12 protein-coding genes are annotated in these 18,619 nt (G+C 72.1%); 6 read left to right on the top strand and 6 right to left on the bottom strand.

What is annotated here, in order from left to right; translation table 11 throughout:
- Window positions 1-244: 244 nt before the first annotated feature.
- Window positions 245-2,950, bottom strand: a complete 2,706-nt coding sequence (locus tag N7L95_RS01365; RefSeq protein WP_301258029.1) for an EAL domain-containing protein — start codon at window positions 2,948-2,950, stop codon at window positions 245-247.
- Between the two features lie 163 nt (window positions 2,951-3,113).
- Window positions 3,114-4,613, bottom strand: coding sequence for an MFS transporter (locus N7L95_RS01360; protein ID WP_301258028.1), 1,500 nt, complete (start codon window positions 4,611-4,613; stop codon window positions 3,114-3,116).
- Window positions 4,614-4,790: 177 nt separating this feature from the next.
- Between N7L95_RS01360 and N7L95_RS01355 the strand changes: the two genes are divergently transcribed.
- A complete protein-coding gene (locus tag N7L95_RS01355) occupies window positions 4,791-6,563 on the top strand; it encodes a L,D-transpeptidase family protein (RefSeq protein WP_301258027.1) in 1,773 nt (590 codons plus the stop codon).
- A 59-nt stretch (window positions 6,564-6,622) separates the two neighbouring features.
- On the opposite strand, the gene mepK is transcribed toward N7L95_RS01355, so the two are convergent.
- The 3 genes from mepK to N7L95_RS01340 all read right to left on the bottom strand — a co-directional run bounded on the left by mepK (window position 6,623) and on the right by N7L95_RS01340 (window position 9,098).
- Window positions 6,623-7,180: a peptidoglycan L,D-endopeptidase MepK gene (gene mepK / locus N7L95_RS01350; RefSeq protein ID WP_301258026.1), complete on the bottom strand. Its 558-nt coding sequence runs from the start codon at window positions 7,178-7,180 to the stop codon at window positions 6,623-6,625.
- A 246-nt stretch (window positions 7,181-7,426) separates the two neighbouring features.
- Entirely contained in the window at window positions 7,427-8,851 is a 1,425-nt protein-coding gene (locus N7L95_RS01345) for an MbnB/TglH/ChrH family RiPP precursor modification enzyme (RefSeq protein WP_301258025.1), read from the bottom strand.
- A 10-nt stretch (window positions 8,852-8,861) separates the two neighbouring features.
- On the bottom strand, window positions 8,862-9,098 hold the full coding sequence (locus N7L95_RS01340; RefSeq protein WP_301258024.1) for a hypothetical protein: 237 nt from the start codon (window positions 9,096-9,098) through the stop codon (window positions 8,862-8,864).
- Between the two features lie 369 nt (window positions 9,099-9,467).
- Here N7L95_RS01340 and N7L95_RS01335 point away from each other — a divergent pair, with 369 nt between their 5' ends.
- Entirely contained in the window at window positions 9,468-10,631 is a 1,164-nt protein-coding gene (locus N7L95_RS01335; RefSeq protein ID WP_301258023.1) for a trypsin-like serine protease, read from the top strand.
- Between the two features lie 37 nt (window positions 10,632-10,668).
- On the opposite strand, the gene N7L95_RS01330 is transcribed toward N7L95_RS01335, so the two are convergent.
- Window positions 10,669-11,346 carry a Crp/Fnr family transcriptional regulator gene (locus tag N7L95_RS01330; RefSeq protein ID WP_301258022.1) on the bottom strand — a complete coding sequence of 226 codons (678 nt, stop codon included), beginning with the start codon at window positions 11,344-11,346 and terminating at the stop codon, window positions 10,669-10,671.
- A 57-nt stretch (window positions 11,347-11,403) separates the two neighbouring features.
- Between N7L95_RS01330 and N7L95_RS01325 the strand changes: the two genes are divergently transcribed.
- From N7L95_RS01325 to N7L95_RS01310, 4 genes are all read left to right on the top strand, one after another.
- The gene (locus N7L95_RS01325; RefSeq protein ID WP_301258021.1) at window positions 11,404-13,503 is read left to right on the top strand and encodes a CHASE2 domain-containing protein; all 2,100 of its coding nucleotides are present in this window, start codon (window positions 11,404-11,406) and stop codon (window positions 13,501-13,503) included.
- An 88-nt stretch (window positions 13,504-13,591) separates the two neighbouring features.
- Window positions 13,592-17,014 (top strand): FecR domain-containing protein, encoded by a 3,423-nt coding sequence (locus tag N7L95_RS01320; protein ID WP_301258020.1) that lies wholly within the window; start codon window positions 13,592-13,594, stop codon window positions 17,012-17,014.
- Window positions 17,015-17,062: 48 nt separating this feature from the next.
- Complete coding sequence (locus N7L95_RS01315; protein ID WP_301258019.1) at window positions 17,063-17,656, top strand: hypothetical protein; 594 nt, start codon at window positions 17,063-17,065, stop codon at window positions 17,654-17,656.
- A 141-nt stretch (window positions 17,657-17,797) separates the two neighbouring features.
- Window positions 17,798-18,595, top strand: a complete 798-nt coding sequence (locus N7L95_RS01310; RefSeq protein ID WP_301258018.1) for a helix-turn-helix transcriptional regulator — start codon at window positions 17,798-17,800, stop codon at window positions 18,593-18,595.
- Window positions 18,596-18,619 lie beyond the last annotated feature (24 nt).

Genomic DNA, 18,619 nt, shown 5'->3' with positions numbered 1-18,619 from the left:
GCCGCAGGCGGCGGCGCCGCTCGGCCAGCAGACGCGCCAGGTCCGGCCGGGACGCCCCGCGCCCACCGCCGGCAGGACCGGCTGCCACGCGCGCCCGGCGTCCCGCCGCGCCCCGGGGCGGCCGCTACGAAAGCTGCGCCGCCAGCGTGTGCCCGATGCGCGGCGCGCCGCCGGCCGCATGCGGGGCTTCGCCCGCTACGCCGACCGTGCCGGCCGGGCCCGGAGCCTGCAGCAGCCGGGCGGCTCAACCGCCCGGCTTGTCCAGCGCCCGCGGCCGCTCCACGCCATAGCCCTGCACATAGTCGACCCCCAGCGCACGCAGCGCCTCGATGGTCTGGGCGTTCTCGACGAACTCGGCCACCGTCTTCAGGCCCATGCGCTGGGCGATGTTGTGGATGGCCTCCACCATCGCATAGTCCACCGGATCGTCCAGCATGTCCTTGACGAAGCCGCCATCGATCTTCACATAGTCCACCGGCAGCTGCTTGAGGTAGGCAAAGGACGACATGCCGCTGCCGAAGTCGTCCAGTGCGAAGCGGCAGCCCAGGCGGCGCAAGCGGTGGATCAGGTCCACCGCGATGCCCAGGTTGGCAATGGCGGCCGTCTCGGTCACCTCGAAGCAGATGGCAGTGGCCGGCACCCGGTGCTCCGCGAGCTTGCCGGTGATGTACTCCACCAGCGTCGGATCGCACAGCGTCACGCCGGACAGGTTGATCGAGAAGCGGGTGGCCGCCGGCCATTTCCCGCGGCAGGCCGCGTGCAGTGCCAGGGCCTTGTCGATCACCCACTTGTCGATGCCGGCCATCAGGCCGTAGCGCTCGGCCGCCGGCAGGAAGGCCATCGGCGGCACCACCCGGCCGTTCTCGTCGCGCAGCCGGATCAGGATCTCGTAGCCCGCCATGCCGGCCTCCGACTCGCGCAGCGGCTCGATGCGCTGGCCTTCGAGCAGGAAGCGGTTCTCGCTCAGCGCGTTCTGCAGCCGCGAGGCCCAGTCGATCTCGCCCTGCCGCTGCACCACCACATGGTCGGCGTCGTCATACACGTGGATGCGGTTGCGGCCGTTGTCCTTGGCCAGGTAGCAGGCGGTGTCGGCCATGCGCAGCAGATCGGTGCGGCTGTGCCGGCCGTCGTGGATGGCCACCGCGCCGATGCTGACGCCGAGCTGGAACTTCTTGTCCTGCCAGACGAAATGGAAGTCGCGCACCTGCTGGCGCACCGCGTCGGCCGCCCGCATGGCCGCCGGCAGCGGGCAGTCCTTCAGCAACAGCGCGAATTCGTCGCCGCCCAGCCGGGCCAGCGTGTCGTCCTTGCGCACCTGGGTCGACAGCACGTGGCTGAGCTGCTTCAGCAGCTCGTCGCCAGCGATGTGGCCGCAGGAGTCATTGACGATCTTGAACTGGTCCAGGTCGAGGAACATCAGCACGTGCTGCCGGCCCTGCGATGCGGCGGCCTCGATGGCGGCATCCAGCCGCTCCTCGAAGGCCGTGCGGTTGAGCAGGTTGGTGAGCGCGTCATGGCTGGCCTGCCACGACAGCTGCTGGGCCAGGCGGCGCGCCCGCGTCACGTCGTGCAGCACCATCACCGCGCCAAGCAGGGCGCCCTCGCGGTCGAAGATGGGCGCGGCCGAATGCTCCACCGGCCGCTGCATGCCGCTGCGCGACAGCACGGCCAGCTCGGTGCCGCCGGTGGCCGGCCGGCGCTCGTGCAGCACCTGGTCCAGCGGATCGCCACAGCTGGCGCCTTCGGCATCGACCATGCGCAGCACGTCGCTGGCCGGGCGGCCGGCCGCCTCGCCGGTGGGCCAGCCGGTCATGTCCTCGGCAGACGGGTTGAGGTAGGTCAGCCGGCCCTCGGCGTCGCTGGTGATGACGCCGTCGCCGATGGACCGCAGCGTCACATGGAGCAATTCCTTCTCGTTGAACAGCCGCACCTCCGCCAAGGTGCGTGCCTGCGTGGTGCGGGCGATGCGCACCGCCTGGCGCGTCAGGAAGACGGCGCAGGCGACGATGCCCAGGCTCGACAGCAGCGCAATGGCCAGGATCTGCCGGCGCACCGACCGATGCTCGGTCAGCGCGGTGCTCTCCGGGACGGCCACCACCGCATACAAGCCATGCCGGCCGACCGGCGCCGCCGAGTTGAAGCGCGCAATGCCGTCGATGGGGCTGACCGCCGGCGCCAGCTGGCGCTGCTCGATGCGGGTGGCCTGCTGCAGCCGCTCGCGCGGAATGCTGACACCGATGGAATGCGAGCTGCCAGAGGAACGGGCGCGGTAGAGGCCATCCTCCCCGATCACGCCGACCAGCGCGTCCGGGTGGCCATGCAAGGTGAAGCCGCGGGTCAGGACGATCGGATCGAAGGACACCACCACCGCGCCGGCGAAGCTGCCGTCCGGCGCCAGCACCCGCTTGGCCGCAGGCAGCACCCATTGCTTGCGGGCCCGGCTCTGCACCGGTGCCGTCACCACCAGGCGGTCATCGCCGCTGTGCTGCACCGCGCGGAAGTAGGCGCGGTCGCCCAGCTGGACATCCAGCCCCGCCAGGGTGCTGGCCACCACCCGGCCATGGGCGTCGAGCAGGTGCACGGCCGGCAGGGTGGCCGGGTCGACCAGCAGCCCTTCGCGCTCCAGGCGCTTGAGGTCCACCATGCCGTCGCGTTCCTGCAGGAACTTCACCATGATGGCGGTCTGGTCCACCCGCTCGAGCAGGCGTGCCGTGCGCTCGGCCAGCTTCTGCGACGCGCTGTCGGCCTGCAGGAAGGCGAAGCGCACCGCGGTGCGGTGGCTCTCGGAGATCGACCACCCGGCGCCCAGCCACAGCAGCAGGATCAGGACGAGGGTCGCCGCGACACTGGACGCATAGATCCGGCCAAGGCGATCCGACGACCCGCGGTGGGGAAACAGGGCAAAGGGCATGGGGCGGCACAGGCGGACCGAGAACTCGACCCAGCGCATATCGACCGCCGCTCCTGAACCTTGAGGCCGGCTTCAGGCAAATTTGCACACCTGGGCCGTCCGCGGCCGCGCACCCGGCGTGCCGGATTGCACACAGGCCACCGCCCTGCGGCGGCGATCGGCCTGGCAGGGCCTGCCGCTCCTTGCCGCCGGGGACGGCAGCTCAGCCCTGCCGCGCCTCGCCTTCGCGACGGTACACCGTGCGGGTGTACAGCCGGCGGTCGAACAGCCGCGCGAAGGTGAACAAGCTGCCCAGCATGCCACCCACCGACGAGATGTTGTTGACCGTGCGCATCGCCTCCAGCGCGAACTGCTGCACCACCACCCGCTCGCTGACGTGCTCGCCCTCCTGCACCTTCGACAGCCGGTGCAGCACATAGAGCCCGAACAGTGCGGCCACCACGAACAGGAACTCCCATTGCGTGAAGTCGATGAAGGCCACATCGTTCACCCGCGACGAAGACGCCCAGTGCAGCACCAGCGACAGCTGCTTGTCCTGCAGCCACTGCGCCAGCCCCCCCGCGGCCAGTGGCGCCAGCCCGCCCACCACCGATCCGACCAGGCTGATGGCCGCAAGATAGGCAGTGCCCTGCCCTTGCGGCGCCAGCTTCAGGCCGATGTTGCCGTTGGCCAGGCCGATGCCGCCGGCCGACGCGCCCATCACCAGGTGCAGCAGATAGAGCAGCGGCAGGGTCAGCGCGTGTCGTGACGGCTCGGCCGTGAAGACCAGCGCCAGCATGCAGGCGAACCAGGCCGGCATCGCCACCGACAGAATGCCCTTGTTCGACAGCCGGTCCGAGATGCGGCCCCAGGCGTAGAGCGTGAGCGCGTTGGCCACCTGGCTGGCGACCCACAGCGTGGTGACCGTGCTCAAGGGGTAGCCCAGCTGCCGCATCAGGTAGACCGTCAGGAACGGCGCGGCAAAGCTGGACGCCACGTTCCAGCTGGCCATGTAGACGAGGAAGTTGCGGAAGTTGCGGTCGGTGAACGGCAGCCGCAGCCGCGACCAGACGGTGCCATGGCTGACGCTGGCCATGCGCGGCTCCGGAACGCGCGAGAGGTACCACGAGCTGACATAGCCCGCCAGGCCGGCGCCGGCGAATGACACCGCATAGGCATGCAGCTGCTGCTCGAACGGGGCGTGGTCCACCAGCAGGCCGGCGCACAGCGTGCCGACACAGGCGATGGTGGTGGCCCAGAACAGCCGGCGCGCGAAGAACGCGCCCAGCCCTTCGCGCGGCAGCAGCTGGTGCAGCCAGGAGTTGAGCGAGCAGGCGCTGACCGAGCCGAGCGCCGAGATGGTGAACTGCGCCAGCAGCAGCCAGGTGAGCTGCACCGGCGCATCACCGATGAAGGGCAGCACCGCCAGCGACAGGATCAGCGTGCGCGCCAGCGTGACGGCGATGACCGTGATCTTGCGGCGCTGCTGCACCCGCTCGACCAGCGCGATGGCGGGCAACTGCACCGCCTGCGCGATCAACGGTATGGCGGCCAGCAGGCCGATGTGCATCGGCCCGGCGCCCAGGGCCAGCGCAAACCCCACCAGGATCACGCCGCCATACAGCGAGCCGGCCAGGCTGGCCCAGGCCGCGTCCTTCACCAGGGCCTGCTGGCCCCTTGTCACATCGTCCAGGGAAACGTTGTCGTCGGGTCGTAGTGCCATACGGCGCTGTTAGCAAGGCGGATACCCGGCGTTGCCATCGAGCGCAGCCTGCAGGGCCGGGCCCCGGGCCGGCGTCGCCCCCACGCCGGATGTCGGCGCTTGGCCGACCGACAGCGCCCGGCGGCTCTGGCGCAATGGAGCCGACTTTCCCTCCCGCCGGCCTGCCGGCCCGAACCGATGCGCAGTCCCCTCGTTCGTTCCCCCGCTTGCCCGGCCTGGTCCACCAAGCGGCCGCTAGCTCCCTCCGGCCTGCTGGCCGGCGCCTGCCTCGCACTGGCCCTGCTGGGCTGCAGCGATGGCGCCCGCCATCCCGACGCAAGCCCGCCGGGGCCGGAAGCGCCCGCCGCCGTGGCGCCACCGGTCCCCACCGGTGCCGCGGCCGTGCTGCAAGGCCGCCTGAACGCCGCCGAAGGCGAAGGCGCCCTGCCGGCCGATGAGCGCGGTCCGCTGCAGGCGCTCTACCAGCCAGGAGGATGGCGTCCGCTGTGGCTGGACCAGGCCCACCGTCCCGGCCCGAGCGCGGCGGAGGCGGTGCGCCTGCTCAGCGGCGCCGCCGCCGAAGGCCTGCAGCCCGCCGACTACCAGGCGCAGGAGCTGCAAGCGAAGGTGGCCGCCGCACAGTCGGCCGGCTTGCCGGGCGATGCCGAGGCGGCCGCGCTGGACCTGGCCTTGAGCCGCAGCATGCTGCGCTACCTGCGCCACCTGCACGCGGGGCGGGCCGACCCGCGCCGCATGGGCTTCCGCACCCCGGAGAAGGCCACCGACCCCAATGCCCTGGCCGGCCCGCTGCGGGCAGCGCTGCAGCGCCAGCGGCTCGGGGAGGCGGTGGACTCGTTACGGCCGCCGCTGGAGCAGTACCGCAGCCTGCGGGCCATGCTGGCGCGCTACCGTTCGCTGGCCGAGCAGCCCGCGCCGGCGCCCCTGCCACCGGTGGGCAAGGACCTGCGGCCAGGCCAGCCCTATGCCGGCGTGCCGGCCTTGCACCAGCGCCTGGTGCTGCTGGGCGACCTGCCGGCGGATGCACCGGCGCCGGCAGCAGGCGCCCTCTACGAAGGGCCGCTGGTCGACGCGGTGAAGCGCTTCCAGGCCCGCCACGGCCTGCCGGCCGAAGGGGTGCTCGGCAAGTCGACGCTGGCGGCACTGGACGTTCCGCTGGCCCGCAGGGTGCGCCAGATCGAGCTGGCGCTGGAGCGGATGCGCTGGTTCCCGCCGCTGCAGGCGCAGCGTTTCGTCGGCATCAACATCCCGATGTTCAAGCTCTGGGCCGGCGGGCCGCAGGCGCTGGACGGCCAGCCCGCGCTCGACATGGACGTGATCGTCGGCCGCGCCCTCGACACCGAGACGCCGGCCATGGTCGAGGAAATGCGCTACATCGTCTTCAGCCCGTACTGGAACGTGCCCCGCTCCATCGTGCGCGAGGAACTGCTGCCGGCCCTGCAGCGCAACCCCGGGCACCTGGCCGCGCAGGAGATGGAGCTGGTCCAGGGGCCCGGCGACGACGCGCGCCCGGTGGAGGTGACCCCCGAGCACCTGGCGCTGCTGGAACAGGGCCAGCTGAGGGTGCGCCAGCGGCCGGGACCGAAGAACTCGCTCGGACCGGCCAAGTTCATCTTCCCGAACGACGACGCGGTCTACCTGCACGGCACGCCGGCCCAGCAGCTGTTCGACCGCAGCCGGCGCGACCTGAGCCATGGTTGCGTGCGGGTGGAGAACCCGCTGGCGCTGGCGCAATGGGCGCTGCAGGACCAGCCGGAATGGACGCGCGAGCGCATCGAGGCGGCCATGTCGGCCGGCCAGCAGGCCCGGGTGGAGCTGAAGCAGCCGATCCAGGTGCTGCTGTTCTACGTGACCGCGATGGTGTCGCCGCGCGACGGCAGCATCCATTTCGCCACCGACATCTACGGGCACGACAAGAAGCTGGAGCAAGCCTTGTACGGCTCGCCCGCCTGAGCCGGGGCGCCATGCCGGCGGGCCAGCGCGGGAGGGGAGCTCGCCGGCCCCGCCCCGGCTTACCAGGCGCGCACGCGCCCGGTGTCCACGTGGACGAACCGCGACTCCGGGTAATAGCCGACCCCGCCGGCGCCCATCGACAGCGCGGCGCGGCGCAGGTCTGGCAGCGACACGTCGGCCAGCCGGATGTCCATTGCCTGGCCCGTCATGTGCAGGCTGCGGGTGGCGACGCCGCTGTGGGCGCTCTTGCCACGCAGCGCTTCGTTGGTGTGAGGCGAACGGTAGGCGGAGATGATCTCGAACGGCCGGCTGGTGCCGGTGCGCTCGGCCAGGCCGTGCAGCAGGTCGAGCAGATGGGGATCGATCGGCTTGACCTCCGCGGTGCGGAAGTCGCGCAGCAGCCGGTTGATCTCGGCCAGGGCATCCGGCAGGTAGGCGCCCTGGGCGAAATACTCCACGCTCAGGCGTTCGCCGGTGTGCAGGTGCGCGAACTTGAGTGCGCGGGAGCCTGCGGCAGTGGGGGCGGCAGATGCGGCACGTGCCCAGCTGGGCAAGGCGGCGAGGGACGGTGCTGCGGCCAGGGCAGCGACGAAACGGCGGCGGGAGAGATGCGTCACGAGGCGATCGATCCTGCTGAAAAGCAAAACGCGGTTTATAGGAGGCGCTGCCAGGGGTGTCAACGCGTGCGGATTTGGCAGTGCCGCGAGTGCGTGTTTGCGGCGGCCGTCGAGCCGCTTCGCCATCTCACGCCGATGTGAAGAATTTGCTGCACGCCTGCATCAGTTCGCCGAACCGCCGATCGGTTCCCGGCAACAGCCGATCGCCCTGCACATCAGTGACATTTCTCCTGTTCACGGCTGCAGTCAGGCGGTGGTGATCAGCATCGTGGTCGGCAAGGCGGCCTGTGCGGCGGGCACTCGCCCGGCCTCCAGCGCCTCGAACAGCCCGGCCGGATCGACACTCCAGCGCAGCTGGCGGCTCTCGCCGTACAGGGTCGCGCGCAGCAAGGCCTGCTCGAAGGCCAGCACCTCCGCCAGGTGCGGCACCCGCCGCAGCATCGCCTCGTGCGCCGCCAGGAAGCGGGTGAACTGCTCGGCTTCCACCGCAGCGAAGCTGTCCGGCGGGTGCTGGACCAGGTAGGCCGCCAGCAGCGCCGCGGTCTCCGCCTCGCCGAGCGTGCCCAGCAGCAGCGTCAGCGTGTAGCGCAACACCTTCGACAGGCTGGCGCGGCGGAAGTCGGCCACCAGCTCCGCCAGCAGCGCCACGCCGGGATCGGCGGCCAGCCAGCCGAAGCCGGGCCGCACCTGGCCGCGCAGCGTGTCCACCAGCGCGCTCTCCCAGGCAGCGACGGCGGCCAGGTCGCTGCTGGACGCCGCTGGGCGCCGGCGCGCTGCCGCGTGCAGCCGGGGCACGGCCAGCGTGCGCGGTGGACGCAGCGCCCACAGCGCCTGCAGGCGCTCCAGCTGCCGCGCCACGCCGTCCAGGCCGAGCCGCGGCACATGCTCGGGCAGGATCTCGAAGATGATCGCGCCGAGCTGCGGCAGGCGCGGCAGCCACTCGGCCGCCAGCGCCATCACCGGCTCTGGCACTGCGCCGCTGTGCGCGTCGAGCCAGTAGCTGCCCATCGGCATGCCGCCCGCGAGGTGCAGTTCCCACACCCGCTCCAGGGGTACCTGGCGCAGCGCCTCGGCCATCCGCTGGCGGCCGTTGCGTTCGTTGCACCAGAGGTTGTGCAGGTCCAGCACGATGCCGCAGCCGGCCGCTTGCGACACCGCCGCGAAGAAGTCGCCGTCGCTCATCTCGTCACGCTGCGGGCGCAGGTAGTTCACGCCGGTCTCGAAGGCCACCGGCCGGCCCAGCGCACGGCCATAGCGCCGCACCGCATCGGCCGCCACCCGCACCGCCGCCGGCCGCTGGCGCGGCGGCAGCAGGAAGCCGGCCTCCTGCACGCCACCCTGGCGGCGCACCCGGTTGAAGCTCAGGTGTTCGCTGACCCAGGCGACACGCAGTGCATCGGCCGCCTGCCTCAGCAGCGACCGATGCGGCAGCGGATCGCGGGTGGCGCCCGCCAGGGGCTGTCCCACGCCGTGCAGCAGCTTGGCCTGGGGCAGCGCGGCCACGCGAGCCAGCAGCGCCTCGTTGCAGCGGTACTGCCAGCCGGCCGCGGTGGCGACCTTGGTCCACAGGGTCTGCGGCTCGAGCTCCAGCACGGCAGCGGCCGGCGTGTCGCCCTCGAACAGCGGCGAGAGCACCGGCCAGTACGTCAAGCCGACGCCCAGCGCTCGCATGGCCACCGCCTCAGGCCGGGCGGGCCGCGACGTCCTCGATGTCCAGCGTCACCGGGTTGACGACGAAGTCGCGCAGGCTGACGAAGTCCAGCGTGCGGCCCGAATGGCAGCCGGCACAGCCGTACTTCTCCAGGACGGCCGCGGTGATGCGGTTCATCTTCTCCAGGTCGTAGGTGACGCTGCTGTCGACATAGACGCGGATGCGCCCCTCCTGGTACGCCAGGGGCTGGAACTTCAGGTCTCTCATGATGTCCTCCTTGCGGTGGTGCAGGACGCTGCACGGCAGGTGCAGCATCGGTGTGGCACCGCCCGGCAACGCGACCGAGGCAGGCACCACGCCGCAAACATAGGCCGCAGCCGCAGCGGCCACATCCCACCACGGAGGGAGGTGCCGGCCACCCCGCCCGCGAGGGGGGACCCCCTCCGAAGGGGGATGGCAAATCGCCGATGGCCGGCGCGCCTGGGCTGGCGGCCGCATCGCCTCGCCCCTGAAGCATTTCTAGTATGTGTGAAGGAGGCGTGCGGAAAAGCGGCCACCTATCGTTGCTCCCGTCGCAACACCGGCACACAGGGCGCCAGTGGGTTTGGCGACAGTTGTCCTTTCCGGGAGTTCCATATGCACACCAACACCAAGCTGTTCCTCGCCTGCATCACCACCCTGGCGGCGGCGAGCGCCGGCGCACAGCACAACGCAGCCCGCGGGCTCGTCTCGGTCACCGCTCAATCGATGCAAGGCACCGCCACCGCCAGCGCCGGCTGGAGCGACGCCGACTATGCGCGCGCCCAGGCCTTGCCCCTGCCACGTGTCAGCGTGCTGCCGGCCTCGGTGTTCGACTACAACGCCGCCGTCTCGGCCGCCAGCTTCACCGGCAGTGGCGCCAGCGCTGCCGGCTCGGCCGGCGGGCGCGACGCCGCGGGCCTCGCCCAGCGCAAGACGTACAGCGCGCTGCTGCTGCCCGCCGCCGCCACGGACGGCGTCGCCCCCTCGGCGGTCGGCACCATGGGCGTGCACTTCACCTCGACCCGGGTCTATCCGAACAACTCGGACACCACCTATCCGACCCGCACGGTGGGCAAGCTCTACTTCCGCGATCCCTCCACCGGCGGCCGCTACATGTGCTCGGGCTCGATGATCAAGCCCGGCGTGGTGGTCACGGCGGGCCACTGCGTGCACCGCGCCAACTGCCGCGGCGGCAGCGAGGGCTTCTACGACAGCTTCGAATTCATCCCCGGCTTCCGCCGCGTCGGCGCGGTCGAGACCCGCCCCTACGGCACCTGGGCCAACTGGGCCTATGCCACCACCACCACCACCTGGGCGTGCGGCGGTGGCGGCGTGCCCAATGCCGGCGACTTCGCACTGATCGTCTTCAACCGCAACGGCAGCGGCTACCGCATCGGCGACTACACCGGCTGGCTGGGCTACAAGTACCCCGCGATGATCGGCCGCCACAACAGCGTGCTGGGCTACCCCGGCAACCTCGATTCCGGCGGGCAACTGCACCGGGTGGAAAGCATGGTGACCGATTCGGGCACCGGCAACGGCAGCTTCGGCTCCGACATGGAAGGCGGATCGAGCGGCGGGCCCATCGTGCTGAACCTGCGCGCCGACTACGTCAACAGCAGCCCGGTGCCGTCCGAGTATGAGGGCAACCGCGTCACCTCGGTGGTGTCCTGGGGCTATATCGACCCGGCCCGCAAGGTGCAGGGCGGCACGCAGCTCAACGGCACGTTCGGCACCATGGTGACCAACACCTGCTCGGCCTACCCCTGGGCCTGCTGAGGCAGGACACGGGGCCGCGACCAACCGGCCGCGGCCCTCACCACCGGCTCGGAAACTTGCGATGAATCACCATGCGGTCGGCCTCGATGCTCAGGTAGCCGCCGACCACCAGCTCCTTCAGCACCCGGCTCACCATCTCGCGCGAAGCACCGATGCGGCTGGCGATGTCCTGCTGCGTCGGCCGCGGATGCACCACCTGCGTGTCACCGTCCTCCCGGGCCAGCGACAGCAGCAGCCGCGCGATGCGGCCGAACACGTCCACCAGCGCCAGCGCGCGCACGTTCTCGGACAGCTCGCGCACCCGGCCCACCAGTTCGCGCACCACCACGTCCATGCAGGCCGGGTTGCCGTGCAGCACGGCCTCGAAGGTGGGCTTGTTGATGACCAGCAGGTCGCTGCGCTCCAGCGCCTCCACGCTGGCCGAGCGCGGCGCGCCGTCCAGCAGCGCCAGCTCGCCGAAGTGGTCGCCGTGGCCGAGTACCGACAGAATCACCTCGCGCCCCTGGTCGTCGTTGAGGTACACCTTCAGCGAGCCGGAGCAGACGATGAACAGCTCATTGCCTGCGTCGCCCTCGTTGACCAGGATGGCGCCCTTGGCGTAGCTGCGCCGGCGGGTGTGGCGGTCGAGCTCGTCGAGGGCGTGCAGCGGCAGCTGCGAGAACAGCGGCACTGCCCTCAGCTGCGGGTGTTCGCGTGGACCGGAGGAAGGATCCATATGGTGGCGGCGATGTGGAATGCGGCTCGTTCGACAGCATACCGGCTTGGCCTGCCCTTGCGCCAATCCGTACTCGTCGCGGGCTTTGCCTCGATCGGCGCGGCGCTCGCGCTGAGTCCGCTGCAGTCGCTGGAGCCCGGCCTGGGGCTCGCCGCCTTGTATGCGATGCGGGGCGCGCGCGAGGCACCGCCGCGGGTGACCGTCGTCGCGCTCAACACCGAAGCCGCCGAGGCGCTCGGCACCGCGCCGCGGCCCGACCGCTGGCCGCGCCGCTGGCATGCCGAGCTGATCGAGGGCCTGCACCGCCACGGTGCGGCGGTGGTGGCCTTCGACCTGCTCTTCGACCGCCCGCGCGATGAAGCCGACGACCAGCGCCTGAGCACCGCGATGCGCGAGGCCGGCAATGTCGTGCTGGTCGAGTACCTGCGCCGCGACGTGGTGCGCGCCGGCGCCACGCAGGCGGTGATCGACCGCAGCATGCCGGCGCTGCCCCTGTTCACCAACGCCACGCTGGCCACCGCGCCCTTCGTGTTGCCCAAGACGCCGCAAGGCGTTTCCAACTACCTGGCCTTCGCTCCCGAGCAGGACGATCGCCCCACCCTGCCGCTGGTGCTGGCCGCGGCGCTCGACCCGATGCCGCTGACGGCGCTGTCGGCCACCCTCGGCGTGCCCGCCGAGGCCGGCGACCCGGCCCGCTGGCTGGCGCAACTGCGCCGCGCGGCACGCAGCCGCCCGCCGCAGGAGGGCCGCCCCGCGGCAGCGCAGCGGCCGGCGGCGTCGCGCGCGGTGGCGGCCTGGCAGCGCGTGCTGAGCGAGGTCGACACCCGGGTCTGGCTCAACCTCTACGGCCCGCCGGGCCACATCGACACGGTGCCCTACGACCGGGCGCTCACCTGGCTGCGCACCTCCTCGCCGGAGGCGGCGCGCTTCCGCGGCCGCGCGGTGCTGGTGGGCTTGTCCGAGTTCAAGCAGACCGAGCAGCGCGACGGCTACCCCACCGCCTGGAGCACCGACGACGGCCTCGACGTGAGCGGCGTCGAGCTGGCTGCCACTGCCGTCGCCAACTGGATGGACGGCTCCGCGCTGCGGCCGCTGCCCCCGGCGGCCCGGGCCGCACTGGTGGCCGCCTTCGCTGCCGCGGTGTTCGGTGCCTGGCTGCTGTCGTCGCCGGCGCGCGCGGCGCTGCTGAGCCTGGCGGTGGCCGGGCTGCATGCCGCAGCCGCCTGCATGCTGTTCGCGCGCGCCGGCCTGTGGCTGCCGATGGCGCTGCCCATCTTGGTGGTGCTGCCGGCCGCCGCCCTGAGCGGGCTGTTGCTGCGCTTTGCCGAGGTCGAGCGCCAGCGCCGCCGGCTGCATGCGGCGCTCGACCGCTATGGCCCGCGCGAGGCGGTGGCCCGGCTTGCGCGCGAGCTTGACGCCCGATCGGAGGACGTCTATGTCGTCTGCATGAGCAGCGACATCGAGGACTACACCCGCCGCGTCGAGGCTCGTGAACCAGTTGATGCACGTCTTTGGGTAAATGCTTATTTTCAAAAAGTATTCCCCATCGTTCGAGAACACGGCGGCCATGTGGTGGACCATGCCGGCGACTCCACCGTCTGCATCTGGCTGTCCGGCGGTTCGCCGGCTGCGGCCTGCCAGGCAGCGGTGGACGCGGCCCGCGCGCTGCACCGTGCGCTCAATCCCAATGCCGTTGGCGCGCCCTTCGATGCCGATGCCTGGCCCACCCGCATCGGCCTGCACTTCGGCCCCGTCGCCCTGGGCGAGGTGGGCGACCCGGAGCATGCGGAGCCCCGGGTGGTCGGCGACATCGTGAACACCGCCAGCCGCATCCAGTCGGCCAACAAGCTGCTGGGCACCCGGGTGCTGGTGTCCGACGTCGTTGCCGCCCACCTGCCGGGGCCCGATGTGCGGCCGCTCGGGCGGTTCCTGCTCGTCGGCAAGCAGCGTCCGGTGGGCCTGGGCGATCCAATGCCTCCCACGCCCCGGGTGTCGTCGCTCTACGCCCAGGCGCTTGCCGCGCGCGCGGCCGGGCAGCTGGAGCTGGCCCGTGCCTCCTTGCGTGCCCTGCTCGAGTGCTGCCCGGAGGATGGGCCGGCGCGGTTTCTGATGGATCGGCTCGACAGCGAAGAGCCGATCGTGCTCAATGCCAAGTAGTCGCGCCCCAGGCTGCATCGCCGGGTCCGCGGCGAACGCCGGCACATTCAGGAAGGAGGGGACGGTCCCCCGGCAGACCGTCCTTGCGATGGTCAGACACGTCGTCACTGTCATCACGGCCTGGGCCGGTGGCTCAGGGGTCCTGGGCCGGTTCGGCCGCATCGCCGTGCTGGCACTGGCCGGCCCGGCCGGCGCAGCCCTGGCATGCGAGCCACCCGGCGGCCGCCTGACCTCGGTGGAAGGGGTGGTCGAGATCCGCCCCGCCCAGACCGACCGCTGGCGCCCCGCCACGCTGAACGAGCGGCTCTGCCCCGGTGACACGGTGGCCGTGCGCGCTCGCAGCCGGGCCGCCATCGTGCTGGCCAACGATGTGCTGCTGAGGCTGGACCAGCACTCGGTGCTGACGCTCACCGCAGTGGCCGCCGACCAGCCCTCGGAGCTGGGCCTGCTGCGCGGCGCGCTGCATGTGCTGACGCGCTTCGCCAAGCGCTTCGGCGTGGCCACGCCCTATCTCAATGCCATGGTCGAGGGCACCGAGTTCACGGTGGCGGTCGACAACGGCACGGCCCGCGTCAGCGTGGCCGAAGGACGGGTGCAGGCCCACAATGCGGCCGGCCGCCAGACCCTGCTGCCCGGCCAGGCAGCCGAGTCGAGCGGCGCCGCGGCCCCGGTGGCCCTGCAGGTGCAGCCGCTCGACGCCGTGCGGTGGGCGATGTACTACCCGCAGGTCACCCGCCCCAGCGAGGCGGCCCTGGCTGCACTGCCGCCCGCGGCCGGCGCTGCCGCACGGCACGCCGCCGCGGGCCGCTACCACGACGCACTGGCCGCCTGGCCGGCCGCGTTGGTGGAGCCGCTCGCGGTGGAGCGGGCCGGCTGGTGGCTGGGTGTCGGCCGCATCGACGAAGCCGAGGCGCTGCTGGCACGAGGCCGTGCCGCCGGAGGTGGCGACATGGCGGCCGGGCTCGCCCTGCAGTCGGTCATCCATGTCGTGCGCAACCGGCCTGCCGAGGGCGAAGCGGCGGCCCGCGAAGCGGTCGCGCTCGATCCCCGTGCCGCCGCGCCGCAGCTGGCCCTGAGCTATGCCTTGCAGGCCCGGCGCGATCCGGCGGCCGCGCTCGCGGCGGCACGCCAGGCCACGGCCCTGGAGCCTGGCCATCCCCTGGCCTGGGCCCGGCAGGCCGAGCTGGAGCTCTCCGCCGGCGAGCTGCGCGCCGGTGAGCAGAGCGCGGCCCGCGCCCGCGCGCTGGCCCCCGCCACACCGCGGGTCACCGCGCTGATCGGCTTTGCCCAGCTGCTGCGTGGCGAAGACGCAGCGGCTCGGCAGACCCTGGCCCAGGCGGAGGCCGAAGCGCCCGGCGACCCGCTGGCTCATGTCGGTCAGGGCCTGGCGCTGTTGCGCGCCGGCGCACTGGCCGAAGGCCGCCGCCGGTTCGAGATGGCGGTGATGCTGGCGCCCGGCGATGCCGAACTGCGCGCGCTGCTCGGCCGGGCCTATCTCGCCGAACGCCGCGGCCGGCTGGCCGGCGAGGAGTTCACGCTGGCCCGCCAGATGGACCCGCGCGACCCGACGCCCTGGTTCTACGAAGGCATGCGCAAGCAGCAGGACAACCGTCCGGTGGAGGCCGCCGCCGATTTCGAGCGCGCCCTGGCGCTCAATGACGAGCGCGCCGTGCTGCGGCCGCGCACCCTGCTGGACATCGACCGCGCCGCGCGCACCGCGGCACTGGCCAGTGTCTGGCACGATCTGGGCTTCGACGCTGCGCTGCTCTCGGCGGCCCGCGGCGCGCTGCTCGACGACCCCCAGAGCGACACCGCGCACCGCCTGCTCGCCGAGGCCTATGCGCGCGACCCTCGGTATGAGACCGCGCGCGTCAGCGAGCTGCTGCAGGCCCAGCTGCGGCAGTCGCCACGCGCCGAGCCGGTGCCGCCGCAGGAGCTGCAGCCCGGCCTGCCGGTGCTCTACGGGCCGCGTGCCCTTGCGCTGCAGGACACCGGTGCCTGGTTCGACGAGCAGCCCGGCGGCCTGCGCCTGGGCCTGATGGCCGGCAACCGCGACCAGTTCGGCCGGGCCCTGCTCGCCTGGCGCAACACCGCCATTGGCCAGTTCTCGCTGGGCCACTTCCATTACCAGACGCAGGGCTTCCGCTCACGGGCCGATGTGCGGCTGGACTTCAACAGCCTGCTCTGGCAGCACGAGCTGACGCCGCAGCTGCGGGTGCAGGCCGAATGGCGCCGTACCACCGGCGACGTCGGCGACACCACCCACCCGCTGCTGCCTGCCATCTTCGAGCACCGGCGCGACCTCACCACCCAGGCGGTGCGGCTGGGGCTGCGCTACGCGCCCGACGTGCACAGCGAATGGCTGGCGTCCTTCATCCGCGGCCGCCGCACCGGCGCGCTGCAGGATGTCTACAACACTCCCCCCTTCACCTTCGACGACGAGCTGCGCCGCGACAGCCGCCTGGCCGAGCTGCTGCATTCCGGCCACCATGGCGCGCTGCAATGGACGCTGGGCGGCTCGCGCTATCGCGATGACCGCACCATCACCAGCCGTATCGTGCTGCGCCCGCCGTTGTGCCCGGCGCCGCTCTGCAGCACGCCAGCGCGACGCACCGAGGAGCCGCCGGTGCGGCACGACCTGCTGTTTGCCTACGGCAGCTGGAGCCTGGCGTCGCCCACCACCCTGCTGTGGGGGCTGAGCCACGACCGCTACGAAGATGGCGACATCCGGCAGCACCGCACCCATCCCAAGCTGGGGGTGGTGCTGCAAGGGCCGGCGGGCCTGCGCGTGCGGGCGGCGCTGTTTGGCAGCGTCAAGGGCGCGCGAGCCAAGGAACAGACGCTGGAGCCGACCCAGTTCGCCGGCTTCAACCAGCTGTTCGACGACCCCGACGGCACCCGCTCGCGGCGGGTCGGCCTCGGGCTGGACCAACCGTTGGGTACCGCCTCGCGCTGGGGCGCGGAGGCGGTACACGGGCAGCTGTCGGTGCCGGTGCAGCCGGCCAGCAACGGCCGTTGCGGCCCGGCCGGCTGCAACCAGCGCTGGAGCTCCGACCTCTACCGCCTGCACTTCGAAACGCGCTGGGGCGCCCGCTGGGCGGCATCGGTCGCCCTCGAGCGCAACGCGCAAAGCCTGTCCACGCGCGCGGCGGTGCTCGACCGTCCGCTGGCTGCGCGCACCTGGCAGCTGCCAATGCGGCTGGCCTATTTCCTGCCAGGCGGCCTCACCGCCTTCGGCGAGGTGCGCGGCGTGCAGCAGCGCATCGAAGCCCACCCCTCTGCTTCCTCCTCCATCGAGACCCCCTCCGAGCGCTTCTGGCTGGTCGACCTCGGCCTGCGCTGGCGCCTGCCGTCGCGGTCGGCCACCGCCACCCTGGAAGTGGCCAACCTGTTCAACCGGCAGTTCAAGTTTCAGGGCATGGACGTGATCACCTTGGGCGAGCCCAGGGCGCAAGTGCCCCCGTTCCAACCCGGCCGCACGATCGCTGGCCGGCTGGAGGTGCGCTTCTAGCGCAGCTGTTCCCGCCCCTAGGCATATGCCAATACGATGGAGACCTCGATGTTCCTTTCAGCCCCCCGATCCACCCGCCTTGCCATGGCCGCCGCGGCCTGCCTGATCCTCTTCCAGCCCTTGCCGGCGCTGTCCGCCAAGCCGGTGGCGCCACCGCCCGGCAACAAGCCGCCGCGCACCGGCGCACTGCCGCAGAACGGCGTGTTCGCCATCGTCTACGACGCCCAGGGCAACTCCTACGTGGTGGACCGCGAGGGCCGGCTCCTGCCGCCTTGCCAGCCGTGCACCGAGGAACTCGAGCGGGTGTTCGGCCGCGGCTGCCGCGAGATGCCCAAGGCGGCCGGCGAAGCCGGTGCAGCCGCCAGCGGCGACGCCGCGGCGGGGCCGTCCGCCACTGCACCGGCCACCGGCACCGCACCGGCCACCGCCACCGCCTCGGCGCCCGCCCAGCCCGAGCCTGGAGCGGGTGCCGGTGCGCAGGCGCCTGCGCCGGCCGGCAACCTCTGCCGTTCCGCGGTCGGCACCACGGTGCGCAAGATCGACTCGCTGGGCGTCGTGCGCCACAGCGGCTCGCAGTGCTACCTGGTCGAGCGCAATGTGGACGGCAAGCAGGTCTACGTGGACGTCTGCTTCGGTCGCTAGGCCCGCTGGCCGGGCGGCTGCGCCAGCGTGAATATGTCGCATCGCCGCCCGGCATTACTCACTGTCGGTGAGTCCCTGCTCTCCCTAATCTTGAGTCATGCCGAGACGCGCGGTGCGCCCCGGCCCCCGCAGGAGACTTTCATGTCCGACACGATCTTTGCCCCCGCCCGGGCCGACCCGCCGGCCGAATCCACGCCCCGGCCGGTGCCCTACGGCAGCGCACTGCCCCGCACCTCGCTGGCGGCCGACACCCGCTGGCTGGCCGCCGCGCTGGACGAGATCGACTACGGCGCACTGATCCTCGACGAGCAGGCCCATACCCTGCACCTGAACCGCATGGCGCGCTTCGAGCTGCAGCGAGAAGACCCGCTGCTGCTGGTCGGCGGGCAGCTGCACACGCGGCGCTGCGTCGATGCGGCGGTGCTGTACTCGGCCTTGCGCACCGCGTCCGCTCGCGGCCTGCGCAAGCTGCTGGCCCTCGGTGACGCCGACCACCGGCTCAACGTATCCGTCGTGCCGCTCGGCACGCTGGAGCCGGAGGGCCCACGGCCGATCCTGCTGCTGCTCGGCAAGCGCGAGGTGTGCACCGAGCTGTCGATCCAGGGCTATGCCGGCAGCCACGGCCTCACTTCCACCGAAAGCCGGGTGCTGACCGCGCTGTCCGCCGGCACCCGGCCCGACGAGATCGCGCGGCTGCTGGGGGTGGCCATCGCCACCATCCGCTCGCACATCGCCAGCGTGCGCACCAAGACCGCCACCGACAGCATCGGCACCCTGATGCGCCAGCTCGCGGTGCTGCCCCCGCTGATGGGCGTGCTGCCGGCCATGTGGCGCTCAGGCGCCGCGGGCGGCGCCTCCGCCAGCCACGGTCCGGGCCGCGAGGAAGCGCAGCCCTGGACCGCGATGTGGGCCGGCAACGAGCGCCGCGCCTCCCGCTGAACCTGCCCGCCTCGCTGCCACCCG

The sequence above is a fragment of the Eleftheria terrae genome, from assembly GCF_030419005.1.
GTDB classification, from domain to species: Bacteria; Pseudomonadota; Gammaproteobacteria; order Burkholderiales; family Burkholderiaceae_C; genus Caldimonas; species Caldimonas terrae.
This window is presented reverse-complemented; position numbering and strand designations above follow the sequence as displayed.

Coding starts and splice junctions, on each gene's coding strand:
- N7L95_RS01365 (WP_301258029.1), bottom strand. CDS start 2,950: ATGCGCTGGGTCGAGTTCTCGGTCCGCCTGTGCCGCCCCATGCCCTTT.
- N7L95_RS01360 (WP_301258028.1), bottom strand. CDS start 4,613: ATGGCACTACGACCCGACGACAACGTTTCCCTGGACGATGTGACAAGG.
- N7L95_RS01355 (WP_301258027.1), top strand. CDS start 4,791: ATGCGCAGTCCCCTCGTTCGTTCCCCCGCTTGCCCGGCCTGGTCCACC.
- N7L95_RS01345 (WP_301258025.1), bottom strand. CDS start 8,851: ATGCGAGCGCTGGGCGTCGGCTTGACGTACTGGCCGGTGCTCTCGCCG.
- N7L95_RS01340 (WP_301258024.1), bottom strand. CDS start 9,098: ATGAGAGACCTGAAGTTCCAGCCCCTGGCGTACCAGGAGGGGCGCATC.
- N7L95_RS01335 (WP_301258023.1), top strand. CDS start 9,468: ATGCACACCAACACCAAGCTGTTCCTCGCCTGCATCACCACCCTGGCG.
- N7L95_RS01330 (WP_301258022.1), bottom strand. CDS start 11,346: ATGGATCCTTCCTCCGGTCCACGCGAACACCCGCAGCTGAGGGCAGTG.
- N7L95_RS01320 (WP_301258020.1), top strand. CDS start 13,592: ATGGTCAGACACGTCGTCACTGTCATCACGGCCTGGGCCGGTGGCTCA.
- N7L95_RS01315 (WP_301258019.1), top strand. CDS start 17,063: ATGTTCCTTTCAGCCCCCCGATCCACCCGCCTTGCCATGGCCGCCGCG.
- N7L95_RS01310 (WP_301258018.1), top strand. CDS start 17,798: ATGTCCGACACGATCTTTGCCCCCGCCCGGGCCGACCCGCCGGCCGAA.